Below are 17221 nucleotides of genomic sequence, written 5' to 3' on the forward strand. Positions count from 1 at the left end.
ATGGGCAAGGCAAAAGCCGAACGTCGGCTGAAGGACAACGAGGCGCAAGCTGTTGCGCGCACGATCCGCGTCAGCCCGCAGAAGCTCAACCTGGTTGCCGCGCTGATCCGCGGCAAGAAGGTCGAGCGCGCGCTCGCCGACTTGGAATTCTCCCGCAAGCGCATCGCCGGCACGGTTCGCAAGACCCTGGAATCGGCGATCGCAAACGCCGAGAACAACCATGATCTCGACGTCGACCAGCTGATCGTGGCGGAAGCCTATGTCGGCAAGTCGATCACCATGAAGCGTTTCCACGCTCGTGGCCGTGGCCGCGCATCGCGCATCGAAAAGCCGTTCTCGCACCTCACCATCGTTGTGCGCGAAGTCGAAGCCAATGGGGAGGCCGCATAATGGGTCAGAAAATCAATCCGATCGGTTTCCGTCTCGGCATCAACCGCACCTGGGACAGCCGTTGGTTCGCCGACAATGCCGAATACGGCAAGCTGCTCCACGAGGATCTGAAGATCCGCGCTTACCTGATGGAAGAGCTGAAGCAGGCTGGTATCGCCAAGGTGGTCATCGAGCGTCCGCACAAGAAGTGCCGCGTCACGATCCACTCGGCTCGTCCGGGTCTGATCATCGGCAAGAAGGGCGCGGACATCGAGAAGCTTCGCAAGAAGCTCTCGGAGATGACCAACTCCGAAACGCACCTCAACATTGTTGAAGTGCGCAAGCCGGAAGTCGACGCAACGCTCGTTGCCCAGTCGATCACCCAGCAGCTGGAGCGTCGTATCGCGTTCCGTCGCGCCATGAAGCGCGCCGTGCAGTCGGCCATGCGTCTGGGTGCCGAAGGCATCAAGATCACCTGCGCCGGCCGTCTCGGCGGTGCCGAAATCGCGCGTACCGAATGGTACCGCGAAGGTCGCGTTCCGCTTCATACGCTCCGCGCCGACATCGACTACGGCACGGCTGAAGCCGAAACCGCTTATGGCATCTGCGGCGTCAAGGTCTGGATCTTCAAGGGCGAAATCCTTGAGCATGATCCGATGGCCTCCGAGCGTCGCGCTCTCGATAGCGATGCCCAGGGTCCCGCAAGCCGTGGCGATCGTGGCGATCGTGGCGATCGTCGCCGCGAAAACGCTTGATTGACGCTGGCGAAAGATAAGTTCGGAGAATAAGAAAATGTTGCAGCCAAAGCGTACAAAGTACCGCAAGCAGTTCAAGGGCCGCATCAAGGGTGTTGCCAAGGGCGGTTTCGACCTGGCATTCGGCGAGTTCGGTCTCAAGTCTCTTGAGCCGAACCGCGTCAACGCCCGCGAAATTGAAGCTGCTCGTCGTGCGATCACCCGCTACATGAAGCGTGCTGGCCGTGTCTGGATCCGGGTATTCCCCGACGTTCCGGTTACCGCCAAGCCGACCGAAGTGCGTATGGGTAAGGGTAAGGGTTCGGTCGAGTACTGGGCCTGCAAGGTCAAGCCCGGCCGTATGATGTTCGAGATCGACGGCGTGTCCGAGGAGATCGCCCGCGAGGCGCTTCGTCTCGGCTCGGCCAAGCTCTCGGTCAAGACGCGCTTCGTTCAGCGCATTGCAGAGTGAGGATCAAGCCCATGAAAGCCGCAGACGTTCGCGCCATGAGCGCCGATCAATTGAATGATGAGCTTGCCAAGCTGAAGAAGGAGCAGTTCAACCTGCGCTTCCAGAAGGCGACCGGCCAGCTCGAAAAGTCTTCGCGTATCCAGGAAGTCCGTCGTGACATCGCACGCGTGAAAACCATTGCCCGCCAGAAGGCGGCAGAAGCCAAGGCCTAAAGGACCAGAAAATTATGCCTAAACGCATTCTGCAGGGCGTCGTTGTCTCCGACAAGAACGAAAAGACCGTTGTTGTCCGCGTCGAGCGTCGATTCGCTCATCCGCTGCTTCAGAAGACCGTTCGCCGGTCGAAGAAGTACAAGGCTCACGACGAGAACAACCAGTACAAGGTTGGTGACGTGGTTTCCATCGAGGAATGCGCACCGATCTCCAAGGACAAGCGCTGGACGGTGGTATCCGCCCACGCTTAATTTTATAGAGTTTTGCGCCTGGCCCTTGCGCCAGACGCAGAAATCTGTATGAAGCAGGCCATTGGCGCAGGAACGCTCCGGCAACGGGCGTTCTTTTGCTTTGAGCGCACGGAAGGTCCCTTTACGGGAAACCACCCTGGCAAGTTCTTTCCGCGCGACAATCGAAATTACTCATAAGCCGGGATAGGGGGCTTCCAGCCCAACCGTTTCGGTACAACAAGAAGGCGACCTGACATGATTCAGATGCAGACTAACCTCGACGTGGCGGATAATTCCGGCGCACGTCGTGTCATGTGCATCAAGGTGCTGGGCGGCTCCAAGCGCAAATATGCTTCTGTCGGCGACATCATCGTCGTTTCGATCAAGGAAGCTATTCCGCGCGGCCGCGTGAAGAAGGGTGACGTGATGAAGGCGGTTGTCGTGCGCACCGCCAAGGACATCCGTCGCGCCGACGGCAGCGTCATCCGCTTCGATAACAACGCAGCTGTTCTTATCGACAACAAGAAAGAGCCGATCGGCACCCGTATCTTCGGACCGGTTCCGCGCGAACTTCGCGCCAAGAACCACATGAAGATCATCTCGCTGGCTCCGGAAGTACTGTAAGGAGCCATGGCGATGCAAAAGATCCGCAAGGGCGACAAGGTCGTCGTATTGACCGGTAAGGACAAGGGCCGCACCGGTGAAGTCATTCAAGTGATGCCGAAGGAAGATCGCGCGGTTGTGCGTGGCGTGAACATGGTGAAGCGTCACCAGCGCCAGACCCAGACCGCCGAAGCCGGCATCATCAACAAGGAAGCCTCCATCCACCTGTCCAACCTTGCTGTCGCTGACACGGACGGCAAGCCGACCCGCGTCGGTTTCAAGGTCGTCGAGGGCAAGAAGGTGCGTGTGGCCAAGCGTTCGGGAGATGTGATCGATGGCTGATGCAAAGTATGAGCCGCGGCTCAAGCAGGAATATGTCTCCCGCATCCGCAAGGCGCTGCAGGAGCAGTTCAACTTCTCGAACGAGATGCAGATCCCGAAGCTCGACAAGATCGTGATCAACATGGGCGTCGGTGAAGCGACCGCTGATTCGAAGAAGCCCACCGTGGCTGCTGCCGACCTGGCCGCGATTGCCGGTCAGAAGCCGGTCATCACCCGCGCCCGCAACTCGATCGCCGGCTTCAAGCTGCGCGAGAACATGCCGATCGGCGCAAAGGTCACCCTGCGCGGCGCTCGCATGTATGAGTTCCTGGACCGTCTGATCAACATCGCGCTTCCGCGCGTTCGCGACTTTAGGGGCCTGAACCCGAAGTCCTTCGATGGCCGTGGCAACTTCGCCATGGGCATCAAGGAACACATTGTGTTCCCTGAGATCAACTACGACAAGGTTGATCAGATGTGGGGCATGGACATCATCGTTTGCACGACGGCAAACTCGGACGACGAAGCTCGGGCTCTCCTGAAAGAGTTCAACTTCCCCTTCCGTCAGTAACCGTAACGACGAGCGTAGAAGAGGAACTTCCATATGGCGAAGACCAGCGCAGTTGAAAAGAACAAGCGCCGCCGCAAGATCGTTGCCAGCCAGGCTGCCAAGCGGGCTGGCCTCAAGGCGATCATCATGAACCAGTCGCTTTCGATCGAAGACCGGTTCAAGGCAACCCTTAAGCTGGCAGAACTGCCGCGCGATGGCTCCAAGACCCGTATTCGCAACCGTTGCGAAGTCACCGGTCGCCCGCGTGCGTTCTACCGCAAGCTCAAGATGTCGCGTATCGCGCTTCGCGAGCTGGGCAATACCGGCAAGGTGCCGGGCATTGTCAAGTCGAGCTGGTAAGGAGACGGACAAATGACGATGACTGATCCGTTGGGCGATATGCTCACCCGTATCCGCAATGGCGCCGCACGCCGCAAGAGCTCGGTTTCGACCCCGGCCTCCAATCTTCGTGCACGCGTTCTCGATGTCCTTCAGGCTGAAGGCTACATCCGCGGTTATTCCGAAGTTAAGTACGACAATGGCAAGGCCGAACTGCAGATCGAACTGAAGTATTACGAAGGTGCTTCGGTCATCCGCGAAATCGGCCGCGTCTCCAAGCCGGGCCGCCGAGTTTATGTCTCGGTCAAGTCCATCCCGCAGGTCGCGAACGGTCTCGGCATCACCATCCTTTCTACCCCGAAGGGTGTGATGGCCGATCACCAGGCTCGCGAACAGAATGTTGGTGGCGAGGTTCTTTGCTCGGTCTTCTAAGACTGAGCAAGGATCTCCCTAGCGAACAGACAGGATCAAAACATGTCTCGTATCGGTAAAAAGCCCGTTCCGGTTCCTGCAGGGATCACGGCCGTCGTTGACGGCCAGAAGGTGACTGCAAAGGGCCCGAAGGGCGAACTCTTCTTCGTCGCGAATGACGAAATCTCGGTTACGCTCGAAGACAACGCTGTCGTTGTCATGCCGCGCAACGAGTCCAAGGATGCTCGGTCCAAGTGGGGCATGTCCCGCACGATGGTCGAGAATATCTTCAAGGGCGTCAAGGACGGTTTCGAGCGCAAGCTCGAGATCAACGGCGTCGGTTACCGCGCTTCTCTGCAGGGCAAGAACCTGCAGCTGGCCCTCGGCTTCAGCCACGATGTGGTCTATGAGCCGCCGGTCGGTATCTCGATCGCGGTTCCGAAGCCGACTGAAATCATCGTCTCCGGCATCAACAAGCAGCAGGTCGGTCAGGTCGCTGCTGAAATCCGCGAATATCGCGGCCCCGAGCCCTACAAGGGCAAGGGTGTGAAGTATGCCGAAGAGCGGATCGTCCGCAAAGAAGGCAAGAAGAAGTAAGGAACGCGCGAAATGGCAAGCAGGAAAGAAGCACTTGTACGTCGTGCCAATCGCGTGCGGCGTCAGATCAAGGCGGTGGCCAATGGCCGTCCGCGTCTGTCGGTACATCGCTCGTCGAAGAACATCTACGCCCAGATCATCGACGATGTCGCTGGCAAGACCCTCGCGGCTGCCTCGACTCTCGATGGTGGCCTGAAGAGCTCGCTCAAGACCGGTGCAGACACCGCAGCAGCTGCTGCCGTCGGCAAGCTGGTCGCCGAGCGTGCCGTCAAGGCCGGCGTCAAGGACGTTGTTTTCGACCGCGGCGCCTTCATCTACCACGGCCGCATCAAGGCCCTGGCGGAAGCTGCCCGCGAAGGTGGTCTCAACTTCTAAGAAGATTCCGCCCGGGCTCTGTCCGGGCGGATTTCCGGCTTATGCCGGACACACCCGGATTCGCGTCCATGCCAAAAGGGCAGGGCGGAATTGTACGTAATCTGCCGATTGCACCCGGAAAAGAAAAAGGAAAAGGACAATGGCACAAGAAAAGCGTGGTTCGCGGGATGACCGTCAGAACCGTGAAGAACGCGATAGCGAATTCGTCGACAAGCTGGTCGCGATCAACCGCGTCGCCAAGGTGGTGAAGGGCGGCCGTCGTTTCGGCTTTGCAGCTCTCGTCGTCGTCGGCGACCAGAAGGGTCGCGTTGGTTTCGGCCACGGCAAGGCACGCGAAGTGCCGGAAGCGATCCGCAAGGCGACCGAAGCCGCCAAGCGCGAACTGATCTTCGTACCGCTGCGTGACGGCCGTACGCTCCACCACGACGTCAACGGCCGCCACGGCGCCGGCAAGGTTCTGCTGCGCTCCGCCAAGGCCGGTACCGGCATCATCGCCGGTGGCCCTATGCGCGCTGTGTTCGAGACGCTCGGCATGCACGACGTCGTCGCCAAGTCGACCGGCTCGTCGAACCCGTACAACATGGTTCGCGCCACGTTCGACGCCCTGAAGCACCAGGTGCATCCGAAGGACATCGCAGCTCAGCGCGGCATCAAGTATGCTACGCTCCAGGCTCGCCGTGCCGCTTCCGGCAATGCCTCTGAAGAATAAGAGGAGTCCGATCCATGGCCAAGGCTACGAAGAAGACTGAAGCAAAGACGATCACGGTCGAACAGATCGGCTCGCCTATTCGCCGTCCGGCTGTCCAGCGTGCAACGCTGGTTGGTCTGGGCCTCAACAAGATGCACCGGGTCCGCACCCTGGAAGATACGCCTTCCGTTCGTGGCATGATCCGTGCTGTCCAGCATCTCGTTCGCGTCGTCGACGAGAAGTGAGACGGAGGAAATCATCATGAAACTGAATGAAATCAAGGACAACGAAGGCGCCTCCAAGGACCGTATCCGCGTTGGTCGCGGTATCGGTTCCGGCAAGGGCAAGACCGGTGGCCGCGGCGTCAAGGGTCAGAAGGCTCGTTCGGGCGTTGCGATCAACGGCTTCGAAGGCGGCCAGATGCCGATCTATCGTCGTCTGCCGAAGCGCGGCTTCAACAACATCTTCAAGTCGGAATACGCCACCGTTTCGCTCGGCCGTATCCAGACCGCGATCGATGCCAAGAAGCTCGACCCGAAGGCAACGATCGATGCTGCTGCCCTCAAGGCAGCCGGCGTCATCCGTCGCGCCAAGGACGGCGTTCGCGTTCTCTCGGATGGCGAACTGACGTCCAAGGTAACCCTCGAGGTTGCCGGCGCGTCGAAGACCGCCGTCGAGAAGATCGAAAAGGCCGGCGGCTCGATCAAGCAGCTCGCCGCTGCTGTCGAAGCGTCTGAATAAGTCTTGAATAGATCGCCCGGGGTGCTTCACACCGGGCGATTTTGCTCCCATATGTGAGCCTCACGATCCCAGGACGGAATGACGTCGTTTCGTCTTCCGGGATATTCTGGAAAACAAGGGTGAGGCATGCGATTGCCGCGCAATCTCTCCCACGCCCCGTTTTCTTAAAAATATTGGACGATAGCCACCGGTCCGGCACATTCGCCCCGGTTTTGGTTTTGCGGAGAATTTCATGGCTTCTGCAGCGGAACAATTGGCCTCGAACCTCAACTTCTCGACCTTCGCCAAGGCGGAGGATCTGAAGAAGCGTCTGTGGTTCACGCTGGCCGCCTTGCTTGTCTATCGCTTGGGCACCCACATTCCGCTGCCCGGCCTCAACCCCGAAGCCTATGCGGCTGCCTTCAAGGGCCAGTCGGGCGGCATTCTGGGCCTCTTCAACATGTTCTCCGGCGGCGCCGTCGAGCGCATGGCGATCTTTGCCCTGGGCATCATGCCCTATATCTCCGCCTCGATCATCGTTCAGCTGATGACCTCGGTCGTCCCGGCGCTCGAAAACCTCAAGAAAGAGGGCGAGCAGGGCCGCAAGATCATCAACCAGTACACCCGCTACGGCACCGTGCTGCTCGGCACGCTCCAGGCCTATGGCATTGCCGTCGGTCTCGAGAGCGGGCAGGGCATGGTCGCCGATCCGGGCTGGTTCTTCCGCATTTCGACCGTCGTCACGCTCTTGGGCGGCACCATGTTCCTGATGTGGCTCGGTGAGCAGATCACCTCCCGCGGCATCGGCAACGGCATTTCTCTGATCATCTTCGCCGGCATTGCCGCCGGCCTGCCGACGGCGCTTGCCCATACGCTCGATCTCGGCCGCACCGGTGCGCTCTCGACGGTGATCATCCTCACGGTGATTCTCGTCGCGATCGGCGTCATCGCCCTGATCGTTTTCGTCGAGCGTGCCCAGCGCCGCCTGCTGATCCAGTATCCGAAGCGCCAGGTCGGCAACCGCATGTTCCAGGGCGATACCTCGCACCTGCCGCTGAAGCTCAACACCTCCGGCGTCATCCCGGCGATCTTCGCCTCGTCGCTGCTGCTTCTGCCGGCGACCGCTGCGGGCTTTGCCGGAACCTCGACCCTGCCGGCCTGGGCGACCACGATCGTCTCGGCGCTCGGCCACGGCCAGCCGCTCTACATGGCGCTCTATGGTGCGCTGATCGCCTTCTTCGCGTTCTTCTACACGGCCATCGTCTTCAATCCGAAGGACACGGCCGACAACCTGAAGAAGCATGGCGGCTTCATCCCGGGCATCCGTCCGGGCGAGCGGACCGCAGAATACATCGACTACGTCCTGACCCGCATCACCGTGGTCGGCGCTATCTACCTCGTCTTCGTCTGCATCCTCCCCGAGATGCTGGTTGCCCAGACGGGCATTCCATTAGCCCTTGGTGGTACTTCGCTTTTGATTGTTGTCAGCGTCACCCTTGATACTGTAGCACAGATCCAGGGTCACCTGATTGCCCAGCAATATGAGGGCCTGATCAAGAAGTCGAAGTTGCGTGGAGGAAAGAGGGGACGATGAGACTTATCCTTTTGGGGCCGCCGGGCGCGGGGAAGGGCACCCAGGCCCAGCGTATTGTCGAGACGTACGGTATTCCGCAGCTTTCCACTGGTGACATGCTCCGCGCTGCGGTCAGCGCCGGCACGGAAGTCGGCAAGCGGGCCAAGGCGGTAATGGATGCCGGCAAACTGGTGTCCGACGATATCGTCAATGCGATCGTCTCCGAGCGGATCGATCAGCCGGACTGCGCCAAGGGGTTCATTCTCGACGGTTATCCGCGCACCCTCGTACAGGCTGATTCGGTCGAGGCGATGCTTTCCGCCAAGGGCATGAAGCTCGACGTGGTGATCGAACTGCAGGTCAATGATTCGGTTCTCGTCGATCGCGTTTCGGGCCGCTATACCTGTGCCAAATGCGGCACGGGCTATCACGACCGGCTGCAGAAGCCCAAGGTCGAGGGTGTCTGCGACAAATGTGGCTCGACCGAGTTCAAGCGCCGCCCCGACGACAATGCCGAGACGATGACCACGCGGCTTCAGGACTACTACAAGAAGACTTCGCCGCTGATCGGCTACTACTATGCCAAGGGCATCCTGAAGTCCGTGGACGGCATGGCCGAGATCGACGCCGTCACGGCGGACATTGAAGCTGTACTCGCCAAGCTCTGAGCCTGGCGGGACATTTCAAGAATCTTCGCGGGGCCGGTTGCTTTCAGCAACTGATTCCGCTAAATAGCGCGCCAACTCGCGGCAATTATGCGATCGGCGCGTTCTTCCTTCGGGGAGACCGGGTTCGATCGTTTTGACTTGTTGAGAACCTTATTTGTAATTGCGGCCCGAAAGGCCGTGTAACGAGACACCACTTGCCGGATGGCAACTGGAAGCAAGGAGAATAGGCGTGGCACGTATCGCTGGCGTCAACATCCCGACCGCGAAGCGCGTAGTTATTGCGCTGACCTATATTCACGGGATCGGTCCGAAATTCGCTGCTGAAATCGTCGAGAAGGTCGGTATTCCGGCTGAGCGTCGCGTTCATCAGCTCACGGATGCCGAAGTTCTGGCAATCCGCGAAACCATCGACCGCGATTACCAGGTCGAGGGCGATCTTCGTCGCGATACCGCGATGAACATCAAGCGCCTCATGGACCTTGGTTGCTACCGTGGCCTGCGCCATCGTCGCGGCCTTCCGGTTCGCGGCCAGCGCACCCACACCAATGCCCGCACCCGCAAGGGCCCGGCAAAGGCGATCGCTGGTAAGAAGAAGTAATTTCCGGATCTTCCGGGATGGAAGGCTGGCGCGTCAGTGCCGGCCTTCTTTGAGTTTGGTAAGGGGCTGTCTTGGCCCTTTCCGGTGTAGCCGCTGGAACTACGGCGGTGTTCAGATCAACGAAAGGGAAGTCATGGCCAAGGAAGCCACCCGCGTACGCCGTCGCGAACGCAAAAATATCTCGTCGGGCGTCGCCCACGTCAACTCGACGTTCAACAACACGATGATCACCATCACCGACGCGCAGGGCAATGCCATTGCCTGGTCGTCCGCTGGTGCCAAGGGCTTCAAGGGTTCGCGTAAGTCGACCCCGTTCGCCGCCCAGATCGCCGCTGAAGATGCTGCCAAGAAGGCGCAGGAACACGGCATGAAGTCGCTCGAAGTGGAAGTCTGCGGCCCGGGTTCGGGTCGTGAATCCGCTCTGCGCGCTCTGCAGGCTGCGGGTTTCATGATCACCTCGATCCGCGACGTGACCCCGATCCCGCACAATGGTTGCCGCCCGCGCAAGAAGCGTCGCGTCTGATCATCTTTCATCCCGCCGATGAGCGCTAAGGCGCTCCTCTCGGTGTTAGCTCGGTAGCCACGATTGGATGGTGGCGACGAACGGAAGGTAAAATAATGATTCAGAAGAATTGGCAGGAACTGATCAAGCCGAACAAGGTCGAGTTCACCTCGTCCGGCCGCACCAAGGCGACCCTCGTCGCCGAGCCGCTGGAACGCGGTTTCGGCCTGACGCTCGGCAACGCGCTGCGTCGCGTGCTCTTGTCGTCGCTGCGTGGCGGTGCCGTCACCGCCGTCCAGATCGACGGCGTGCTGCATGAGTTCTCGTCGATCCCGGGCGTCCGGGAAGACGTGACCGACATCGTGCTCAACATCAAGGAAATCGCCATCAAGATGGACGGCGATGATCCGAAGCGCATGGTCGTGCGCAAGCAGGGTCCGGGCGTCGTGACCGCCGGTGACATTCAGACGGTTGGCGATATCGAAATCCTCAACCCGAACCATGTGATCTGCACCCTCGACGAGGGCGCCGAGATCCGCATGGAATTCACCGTCGCCAACGGCAAGGGCTATGTGCCGGCCGATCGTAACCGCGCTGAAGATGCTCCGATCGGTCTCATCCCGGTCGACAGCCTCTACTCGCCGGTCAAGAAGGTGTCCTACAAGGTGGAAAACACCCGCGAAGGACAGGTTCTCGACTACGACAAGCTGACCATGACCATCGAGACCGACGGTTCGATCACCGGTGAAGATGCTGTCGCTTTCGCGGCCCGCATTCTCCAGGATCAGCTCGGCGTCTTCGTCAATTTCGACGAGCCGCAGAAGGAAGTCGAAGAGGAAGCCGTCACCGAACTCGCGTTCAACCCGGCCCTCCTCAAGAAGGTCGACGAGCTCGAGCTTTCGGTCCGTTCGGCCAACTGCCTGAAGAACGACAACATCGTCTACATCGGCGACCTCATTCAGAAGACCGAAGCAGAAATGCTCCGCACTCCGAACTTTGGCCGCAAGTCGCTGAACGAAATCAAGGAAGTTCTCGCTTCCATGGGCCTGCACCTCGGCATGGAAGTGCCGGCATGGCCGCCCGAGAACATCGAAGATCTCGCCAAGCGCTACGAAGACCAATACTAAGAAACAAAAAGGCAGGTTCACCTCTGCCTTTCCAGTCAAACTGCAGGCGGATGCCTGTATGTGTCAGGAAACGGCAGGGCCGCCGCATAGAGCGGGAGCCTGCGTAGAAGGAGAATAGCAATGCGCCACCAGAAAGCCGGTCGCAAGCTGAACCGTACCGCCAGCCATCGTAAGGCGATGTTCGCCAACATGGCTGCTTCGCTCATCACCCATGAGCAGATCGTCACCACCCTGCCGAAGGCGAAGGAAATTCGCCCGATCGTCGAAAAGCTGGTCACGCTGGGCAAGCGCGGCGACCTGCACGCTCGTCGTCAGGCCATCTCGCAGATCCGCGATCTTGACGCCGTCAAGAAGCTGTTCGACGCCATCGCCTCGCGCTACGCCACCCGCAACGGCGGCTACCTGCGCATCATGAAGGCCGGCTTCCGCCAGGGCGACAATGCCGCCATGGCCGTCATCGAATTCGTCGAGCGCGACGTCGATGCCAAGGGCGCAGCCGACAAGGCCCGCGTCGCCGCCGAAGCCGAAGCTGAAGCAGCGTAAGGTTCTTCCCGCAAGGGAATGCCATTGAAAAGCCGGGTGAGTGATCGCCCGGCTTTTTGTGTCTGTGGCAGTCGGGATCCGGAGGTGGCGTGTCTGGTTCGTGTGCGAGAAATCAAGCGCTTGAGTATTGCCGTTGGCGCGGTGCGAGCGGAGTGCGTCTGATCCGCTATGAGGTTAGCTGTCGGCTTTGAAGCCGAAGCACTGGTTACGGTTTGTCGCAGTCCGGTAAATAGGGAAGACTTAGAACGGCACAGTGCTGTGAGCCAGCGTCCGCTCCTTCGCTAGCTTCTTTCCGAGGCGTTAGGCGTCGGGCTTCCACGTTACATGTCCGCCAATCTGTTGGCCTGAGACAATTAGTCGAGCAGCCCCTTCAAGGCATTTTCTTTGAAGGCGAAGCTGCTTTCGACGACAGAGAAAAGATTGGCGGTAATACTTAGCTCGGGCGCGGTTGCGATCCGCAGATACTCTAGATTCTCATCAATTTTGTAGACTTCAAACTCGAATTTTGCCGACCAAAACCAAGATTCTTCATCAATGTAGCGTTTGTATCGAGACGATTTGACAACATAGTTTTTTCGGTTGAATTCAGAGGCGTATGCCCTGTCGACGACCGTCCAGGAGTCCTCCTCGTACTGCTTGAATAAGTCCCAAGATACCTCCCCTCGTGAGGTCAACTCTATAAGTTTGGTGATCGCTTTAACCCAGTCTGTTTCGCTGTAAGACATTACTTTGCCACCTGATCTTTAATGTGCGCGGCTATTTCCTGGGAAACCTCTTCAAGCGTTCTGTACAAATTCCAGTAACTGGATTCCGCCTTTGCGTAGATTTCTTTTTTATCGTCTGTATTTATCCATGTTATTAGAGTCTGGTGTTCGATTTTTGCTCTTTTTATGAGTACATTCAAATTGTGGCCGGGAACCCTTTTTACCTCTCCCAATGTTACTGGAATTGAGGCAATAAATCGTTCACGTCTCAGTTGTGATGCTGTTTTATCCCCACTGTTCGCCATTTGTTTAGTTATATCTTCCAGATTCCTCTTGATCTGCGGGAATCTTGTCCTTGCGAAATACCTATCTGAGAGCTCTTTTACCTGGTATGCCGCGTATCCAGAGAATACTACTCCATAGTATCCCAAAATGGTACCTACAGCCGACCATGCGTCGGTAGTAGTCAGCGGGCCCTGTCCGGGAAAGATCGGCCAACTCAGATACCACGCTAGAAAGAACAGGATTGGCGGTAGCAATACCAATATCAAAAACAGCATACTCACGTCGCCCCGTTTGCCAATGTGCTACGCATAAGTCGGTCATCCGGAAATTGCAAAAGAAATGGCAACAACCGAATTTCTGCGGTGCCCTTCATCTCCCGCTATTTGCCATGCCATTCCGGTTAAGAAGTACCACATTCACGGGTCCGACCGAGCAGGAACGCCCGTTCGCTCTCATTGCCGCTGAGTTCCGCCGCCCGCTCGAACGCGACCCGTGCCTCCGCCCGCCGCCCGGCCCGCAGCAGGAAGTCGCCGCGCGCGGCCGCCATCGGCGCGTAGCCCTTCAGCGCCGGCTCGTCCTCCAGCGCGTCCAGCAGCGCCAGCCCCGTCTCCGGTCCAAACGCCATGGCATGGGCCACGGCCCGGTTGAGTGCCACCACGGGGGAGGGCAGGACGGCGAGCAGCCGGTCGTAGAGCCCGGCGATCATCCGCCAGTCCGTGTCCTCGAAGCGCCGTGCGCGGGCGTGGCAGGCCGCCAGCGCCGCCTGAAGGGCATAGGCGCCGTCTTCACCGCCGAGCGCACGGACCCGCTCCAGCGCCGCGAACCCGCGGTGAATGAGCAACTGGTCCCAACGCGCCCGGTTCTGCGTCTCCAGCGTCAGCGGCACGCCGTCCGGGCCATTTCGGGCGATTAGACGCGACGACTGGATTTCCATGAGCGCCAGCAGCCCGTGCACTTCCGGATCGTCGGGGGCAAGACGCGCGAGAATGCGGCCAAGGCGCATCGCCTCGGTGCAGAGTTGCGGGCGGATCGCGTCTTCGCCGGCGCTCGCCGCATAGCCTTCGTTGAAGATCAGGTAGACCACTTCCAGCACCGAGGCGAGACGCGCGTCGCGCTCGGCGCCGCGCGGCACCTCGTAGGCAATGCCGGCCCCGCCGAGGCTCTTCTTTGCCCGGACGATCCGCTGGGCGATCGTCGTCTCGCTCGACAGGAAGGCGCGGGCAATCTCGTCCGTCGTCAGCCCGCCGATCAGCCTGAGCGTCAGCGCCACCCGCGCATCGGTGGAGAGCACCGGATGGCAGGCGGCGAAGATCAGGCTCAGGCGTTCGTCGCCGATGTCGTCGTCCATGCTCGCCTCGATCGCTTCGATCGTGCTGTCCTGTTCGAGTTCCAGATCGCGGCCGATCTCGTCGTGCTTGCGTTCCATCATGCGGGCGCGGCGCAGCGCGTCGATGGCGCGCCGCTTGGCGGTCGCCATCAGCCAGGCGGCGGGATTGTCGGGAATGCCGCTCGTCGGCCAGCGGTCGAGGGCGACCACCAGCGCGTCCTGCGCCAGCTCCTCGGCCCGGCCGACATCGCGCACGATCCGGGCGAGCCCGGCGATCAGCCGGGCCCGTTCCATGCGAAAGACGGTTTCCGCCGTCCGGTGCGCCTCGGATGTCTCCATGCGGCGGCAGTATGCGGACTCGGCCGTTTCAGTCAACGGCCGGCGGTGACGGTGACCAGGGCCGCAATCCCTTTCGCCGCATGACGCCACCTAGGCGTCCGGCGGTCCTCCGGCCGCCGCCGCCGGGTCCATCCACATGATCTCCCAGACATTCCCGTCCGGGTCCTCGACCGAGCGGCTGTACATGAAGCCGAGATCCTGGCGTGGGTTTGGATCGGCCGTGCCGCCGGCGACAGCGGCCGTTTCAAGGACCGCGTCGACGCCGTCGCGCGTCTCGACGCTCAGCGCCAGCAGTGCCTGGCTCTGGTGCTTCGCATCGCCGATCGGCCGGCTGGTGAACTGCCGGTAGCGCTCGTGCGTCAGCAGCATCACGCCGATCGCCTCGGAGAACAGCAGGCACTTGGCTTGTTCGTCGGAGAACATCGGGTTCAGCGTTCCGCCGAGCGCCTCATAGAAGGCCTGCGACGCGGCTAGGTCGCGCACCGGCAGGTTGACGAAGATCATCCTGGTCATGGGTCTTCTCCAGTCTCAACCCTGATTGCCGTCGCGGGCTGCGAGCCCCTCGCCGGCGCGGTCATGGCTTGCCTGTCCCTCGGGCGAGGCGATTTCGGCGAAATCCGCCATCTCGTAGAACGGGCGGATCTCGATCTCGCTCGGGCCGGGCATCGGATTGGGACAGCGTTTGACCCATTCCACCGCCTCGGCCATGTCCTTCACCTCCCAGATCCAGTAGCCGGCCACCAGTTCCCGAGTCTCGGCGAAGGGACCGTCGATCACCCGGCGGCTGGAGCCGTCGAAGGCCACCCGTTTGCCGAGTCTCGAAGGTTTCAATCCGTCGCCCGACAGCATGATGCCGGCTTCCACCAGTTCCTCGTTGAACTTGCCCATCTGCTCGAAAAGCTCGGTCGAGGGCATGATGCCCTTTTCGCTGTCATCCGTGGCCTTGACCATCACCATTACCCGCATCGTCGTTCTCCTCTTAGAAACGGCGCACCGGAGCGGCGCCTACACCCCCATGACGAACGGCTTCCGTCGGATTCGACATCGCACCGAACTTTTTCTTCAAATAGCGCGGCTGGTCGCCATGACACACCATGACTTTGCAGTGCGCAAGGCTCGCAGCTTGATTTGACCCTCGGGCGTGGTAGTCGATGATGATGTCACGTGGGGAAGGGGAGTGCATGTCTGTCGAAACCGATCTAAACCCGTTTGCCGCGCCCGCCCGGATGCTGATCGAAGGTGCCGCCGAAGGGCCGCTGCTCTTTTCCGATACGGCGCTGAGCTTCTGGGGTGGCGTCGATCCGGAGACCGGCCTGGTGATCGACCAGGCGCACCCGCTGCATGGCCGCTGCCTCGAGGGCACGATTCTGGCGATCCCCGGCGGCCGAGGTTCCTGTACCGGCAGCGCCGTGCTGATGCAGCTCATCCTCAACGGCAAGGCGCCGGCCGGCATGGTCTTCTCCCAGGCCGAGGAGATCCTGACGCTCGGCGTCATGGTCGCCGAGGAAATGTACGGCCGCTCGCTGCCGATCGCCGTGATCGCACCGGAAGCCTTCGCCCGCCTCGAAGGGCTGGATGTCCTTCGCATTGGGGCCGGCTTGGTGGCCGTGCCGGGCGCCAGCCACGGGCTGAACGACGCGGCCCCGCCCGTCGCCTTACCGAAACTCGTCTTGAGCGACAAGGACCAACACCTTTTGTCAGACGCCGTGCCTCAGGCGACGCGCACCGCGATGCGGATCGTCGTGCGCATGGCCGAACTGCTCGGCGCCGGGCGATTGATCGACGTCGCCCAGGTCCATGTCGACGGCTGCATCTATACCGGCCCGGCAAGCCTCGACTTCGCGGAAAAGCTCGCGGACTGGGGCGGCAGGGTCGTCGTGCCGACCTCGCTCAACGCCATTTCCGCCGACCAGGCGCGCTGGCGCGAGCAGGGTACCGACCCGGTTCTCTCGATGGCAGCCAGCGCCCTGGCCGATGCCTATCTCCGCATGGGCGCCCGGCCGACCTTCACCTGCGCCCCGTACCAGCTGAAGGGTGCGCCGGCCGAAGGCGAGAACATCGCCTGGGCCGAATCGAACGCCGTCGTCTATGCCAACAGCGTGCTCGGCGCCCGCACGATGAAATATCCGGATCTCCTCGACATCTGCATCGCGCTCACCGGCCGGGCGCCCGAGGCGGGCTGTCATCTCGACGAGAACCGCAAGGCGCGGCTGGTCGTCGAGGTGGAGGCGATGGAGGGCCGCGACGACAGCTTCTGGCCGCTGCTCGGCTATCGGGTCGGCACACTGGCGCCGAACGCCATCCCCGCCGTCACAGGCCTGGAGCACGCTCACCCGACCGCCGACGACCTCAAGGCCTTCGGCGCCGCCTTCGCCACGACCTCGGCCGCACCGATGTTCCACATCGTCGGCGTCACGCCGGAGGCGCCGACGCTCTCAGCCGCGACCGGCGGCCAAGCGCTTCAGATCGTCAAAGTCACCCGCAGCGACCTTGCCGACGACTGGCATCATTTCAATCCGACCAACGGCGACACGGTCGATCTCGTGGCGCTCGGCAATCCGCATTTCTCCTTCGACGAGTGCCGGGCACTGGCAAAACTCTGTGCCGGCCGGACGAAACACGCGGACGTGGCGCTCACCGTCACCCTGAGCCGCGCCACCCATGCCCGCATCGTCGAGGCCGGCATCGCCGCCACCCTCGAGGCCTTCGGCGTCACCTTCGTGCGCGATGCCTGCTGGTGCACGGTCTTGCAGCCCATCGTCCCGCCGGCTGCGCGAACCATCCTCACCAATTCCGGCAAATACGCCCATTACGGCCCGGGCCTGAGCGGCAAGCAGGTCCGCTTCGCCGCCCTTGCCGATTGCGTTGCGGCGGCCGTAACGGGCCGCGCGCCTGCCGCCCTGCCGGCCTGGTTGGGCTGAACGGCACGCAGCG

Annotated in this window: 27 protein-coding genes; 22 read left to right on the forward strand and 5 right to left on the reverse strand. The window is 60.9% G+C overall.

The genetic code is table 11. The features are described from left to right. The 21 genes from rplV (at window position 1) to rplQ (ending at window position 11632) form a co-directional block, all read left to right on the forward strand. Window positions 1-390, forward strand: a complete 390-nt coding sequence (gene rplV / locus RHIZ70P_RS19125) for a 50S ribosomal protein L22 (RefSeq protein ID WP_037172647.1) — start codon at window positions 1-3, stop codon at window positions 388-390. After that, window positions 390-1124 (forward strand): 30S ribosomal protein S3, encoded by a 735-nt coding sequence (rpsC, locus tag RHIZ70P_RS19130; RefSeq protein ID WP_115672066.1) that lies wholly within the window; start codon window positions 390-392, stop codon window positions 1122-1124. Before rplV ends, rpsC begins: the two co-directional genes overlap by 1 nt. Before the next feature lie 37 nt (window positions 1125-1161). Then, window positions 1162-1575: a 50S ribosomal protein L16 gene (gene rplP, locus RHIZ70P_RS19135; protein WP_009109534.1), complete on the forward strand. Its 414-nt coding sequence runs from the start codon at window positions 1162-1164 to the stop codon at window positions 1573-1575. A gap of 11 nt (window positions 1576-1586) precedes the next feature. Then, window positions 1587-1787, forward strand: coding sequence for a 50S ribosomal protein L29 (gene rpmC / locus RHIZ70P_RS19140; RefSeq protein ID WP_028735898.1), 201 nt, complete (start codon window positions 1587-1589; stop codon window positions 1785-1787). A 14-nt stretch (window positions 1788-1801) separates the two neighbouring features. Beyond that, window positions 1802-2038: a 30S ribosomal protein S17 gene (rpsQ, locus tag RHIZ70P_RS19145; RefSeq protein WP_045017083.1), complete on the forward strand. Its 237-nt coding sequence runs from the start codon at window positions 1802-1804 to the stop codon at window positions 2036-2038. 234 nt (window positions 2039-2272) lie between these two features. Continuing rightward, a complete protein-coding gene (gene rplN / locus RHIZ70P_RS19150) occupies window positions 2273-2641 on the forward strand; it encodes a 50S ribosomal protein L14 (RefSeq protein WP_003495199.1) in 369 nt (122 codons plus the stop codon). Window positions 2642-2653: 12 nt separating this feature from the next. Next, window positions 2654-2962, forward strand: coding sequence for a 50S ribosomal protein L24 (gene rplX, locus RHIZ70P_RS19155; protein ID WP_115672100.1), 309 nt, complete (start codon window positions 2654-2656; stop codon window positions 2960-2962). Further along, the gene (gene rplE, locus RHIZ70P_RS19160) at window positions 2955-3512 is read left to right on the forward strand and encodes a 50S ribosomal protein L5 (protein ID WP_115672067.1); all 558 of its coding nucleotides are present in this window, start codon (window positions 2955-2957) and stop codon (window positions 3510-3512) included. Before rplX ends, rplE begins: the two co-directional genes overlap by 8 nt. Before the next feature lie 33 nt (window positions 3513-3545). Continuing rightward, on the forward strand, window positions 3546-3851 hold the full coding sequence (gene rpsN, locus RHIZ70P_RS19165; protein WP_115672068.1) for a 30S ribosomal protein S14: 306 nt from the start codon (window positions 3546-3548) through the stop codon (window positions 3849-3851). A gap of 12 nt (window positions 3852-3863) precedes the next feature. Further along, entirely contained in the window at window positions 3864-4262 is a 399-nt protein-coding gene (gene rpsH / locus RHIZ70P_RS19170; RefSeq protein WP_115672069.1) for a 30S ribosomal protein S8, read from the forward strand. A gap of 42 nt (window positions 4263-4304) precedes the next feature. Next, on the forward strand, window positions 4305-4838 hold the full coding sequence (gene rplF, locus RHIZ70P_RS19175; RefSeq protein ID WP_115672070.1) for a 50S ribosomal protein L6: 534 nt from the start codon (window positions 4305-4307) through the stop codon (window positions 4836-4838). A 12-nt stretch (window positions 4839-4850) separates the two neighbouring features. Beyond that, window positions 4851-5213 carry a 50S ribosomal protein L18 gene (gene rplR, locus RHIZ70P_RS19180; RefSeq protein ID WP_115672071.1) on the forward strand — a complete coding sequence of 121 codons (363 nt, stop codon included), beginning with the start codon at window positions 4851-4853 and terminating at the stop codon, window positions 5211-5213. A 139-nt stretch (window positions 5214-5352) separates the two neighbouring features. Beyond that, window positions 5353-5922 (forward strand): 30S ribosomal protein S5, encoded by a 570-nt coding sequence (gene rpsE, locus RHIZ70P_RS19185; protein WP_115672072.1) that lies wholly within the window; start codon window positions 5353-5355, stop codon window positions 5920-5922. A gap of 14 nt (window positions 5923-5936) precedes the next feature. Next, window positions 5937-6146, forward strand: a complete 210-nt coding sequence (gene rpmD, locus RHIZ70P_RS19190; RefSeq protein WP_006728669.1) for a 50S ribosomal protein L30 — start codon at window positions 5937-5939, stop codon at window positions 6144-6146. 16 nt (window positions 6147-6162) lie between these two features. Then, complete coding sequence (gene rplO, locus RHIZ70P_RS19195; protein ID WP_115672073.1) at window positions 6163-6642, forward strand: 50S ribosomal protein L15; 480 nt, start codon at window positions 6163-6165, stop codon at window positions 6640-6642. A gap of 232 nt (window positions 6643-6874) precedes the next feature. After that, window positions 6875-8215, forward strand: coding sequence for a preprotein translocase subunit SecY (secY, locus tag RHIZ70P_RS19200; RefSeq protein ID WP_115672074.1), 1341 nt, complete (start codon window positions 6875-6877; stop codon window positions 8213-8215). Beyond that, window positions 8212-8862 (forward strand): adenylate kinase, encoded by a 651-nt coding sequence (locus tag RHIZ70P_RS19205; protein ID WP_115672075.1) that lies wholly within the window; start codon window positions 8212-8214, stop codon window positions 8860-8862. The genes secY and RHIZ70P_RS19205 overlap by 4 nt, the downstream gene beginning before the upstream one ends. Window positions 8863-9091: 229 nt before the next feature. Further along, complete coding sequence (rpsM, locus tag RHIZ70P_RS19210; protein ID WP_115672076.1) at window positions 9092-9460, forward strand: 30S ribosomal protein S13; 369 nt, start codon at window positions 9092-9094, stop codon at window positions 9458-9460. 133 nt (window positions 9461-9593) lie between these two features. Continuing rightward, complete coding sequence (gene rpsK, locus RHIZ70P_RS19215; protein WP_115672077.1) at window positions 9594-9983, forward strand: 30S ribosomal protein S11; 390 nt, start codon at window positions 9594-9596, stop codon at window positions 9981-9983. A 95-nt stretch (window positions 9984-10078) separates the two neighbouring features. Next, a complete protein-coding gene (locus tag RHIZ70P_RS19220) occupies window positions 10079-11089 on the forward strand; it encodes a DNA-directed RNA polymerase subunit alpha (RefSeq protein ID WP_028735883.1) in 1011 nt (336 codons plus the stop codon). 120 nt (window positions 11090-11209) lie between these two features. Next, complete coding sequence (rplQ, locus tag RHIZ70P_RS19225) at window positions 11210-11632, forward strand: 50S ribosomal protein L17 (RefSeq protein WP_028735882.1); 423 nt, start codon at window positions 11210-11212, stop codon at window positions 11630-11632. Window positions 11633-11985: 353 nt separating this feature from the next. On the opposite strand, the gene RHIZ70P_RS19230 is transcribed toward rplQ, so the two are convergent. From RHIZ70P_RS19230 to RHIZ70P_RS19245, 5 genes are all read right to left on the reverse strand, one after another. Continuing rightward, a complete protein-coding gene (locus RHIZ70P_RS19230) occupies window positions 11986-12357 on the reverse strand; it encodes a hypothetical protein (RefSeq protein ID WP_115672078.1) in 372 nt (123 codons plus the stop codon). After that, window positions 12357-12767 carry a hypothetical protein gene (locus RHIZ70P_RS22825; protein ID WP_147294024.1) on the reverse strand — a complete coding sequence of 137 codons (411 nt, stop codon included), beginning with the start codon at window positions 12765-12767 and terminating at the stop codon, window positions 12357-12359. Before RHIZ70P_RS22825 ends, RHIZ70P_RS19230 begins: the two co-directional genes overlap by 1 nt. A gap of 254 nt (window positions 12768-13021) precedes the next feature. Further along, window positions 13022-14287 carry an RNA polymerase sigma factor gene (locus RHIZ70P_RS19235; RefSeq protein WP_115672079.1) on the reverse strand — a complete coding sequence of 422 codons (1266 nt, stop codon included), beginning with the start codon at window positions 14285-14287 and terminating at the stop codon, window positions 13022-13024. Window positions 14288-14377: 90 nt separating this feature from the next. Beyond that, window positions 14378-14800 carry a VOC family protein gene (locus RHIZ70P_RS19240; protein WP_115672080.1) on the reverse strand — a complete coding sequence of 141 codons (423 nt, stop codon included), beginning with the start codon at window positions 14798-14800 and terminating at the stop codon, window positions 14378-14380. Window positions 14801-14815: 15 nt separating this feature from the next. Continuing rightward, window positions 14816-15253, reverse strand: coding sequence for a YciI family protein (locus RHIZ70P_RS19245; protein WP_115672081.1), 438 nt, complete (start codon window positions 15251-15253; stop codon window positions 14816-14818). 215 nt (window positions 15254-15468) lie between these two features. Between RHIZ70P_RS19245 and RHIZ70P_RS19250 the strand changes: the two genes are divergently transcribed. After that, on the forward strand, window positions 15469-17208 hold the full coding sequence (locus tag RHIZ70P_RS19250) for an aconitase family protein (protein WP_115672082.1): 1740 nt from the start codon (window positions 15469-15471) through the stop codon (window positions 17206-17208). The last annotated feature ends 13 nt before the right edge of the window (window positions 17209-17221 follow it).

It is taken from the genome of Paenirhizobium selenitireducens ATCC BAA-1503 (assembly GCF_900492185.1).
GTDB classification, from domain to species: domain Bacteria; phylum Pseudomonadota; class Alphaproteobacteria; order Rhizobiales; family Rhizobiaceae; genus Allorhizobium; species Allorhizobium selenitireducens_A.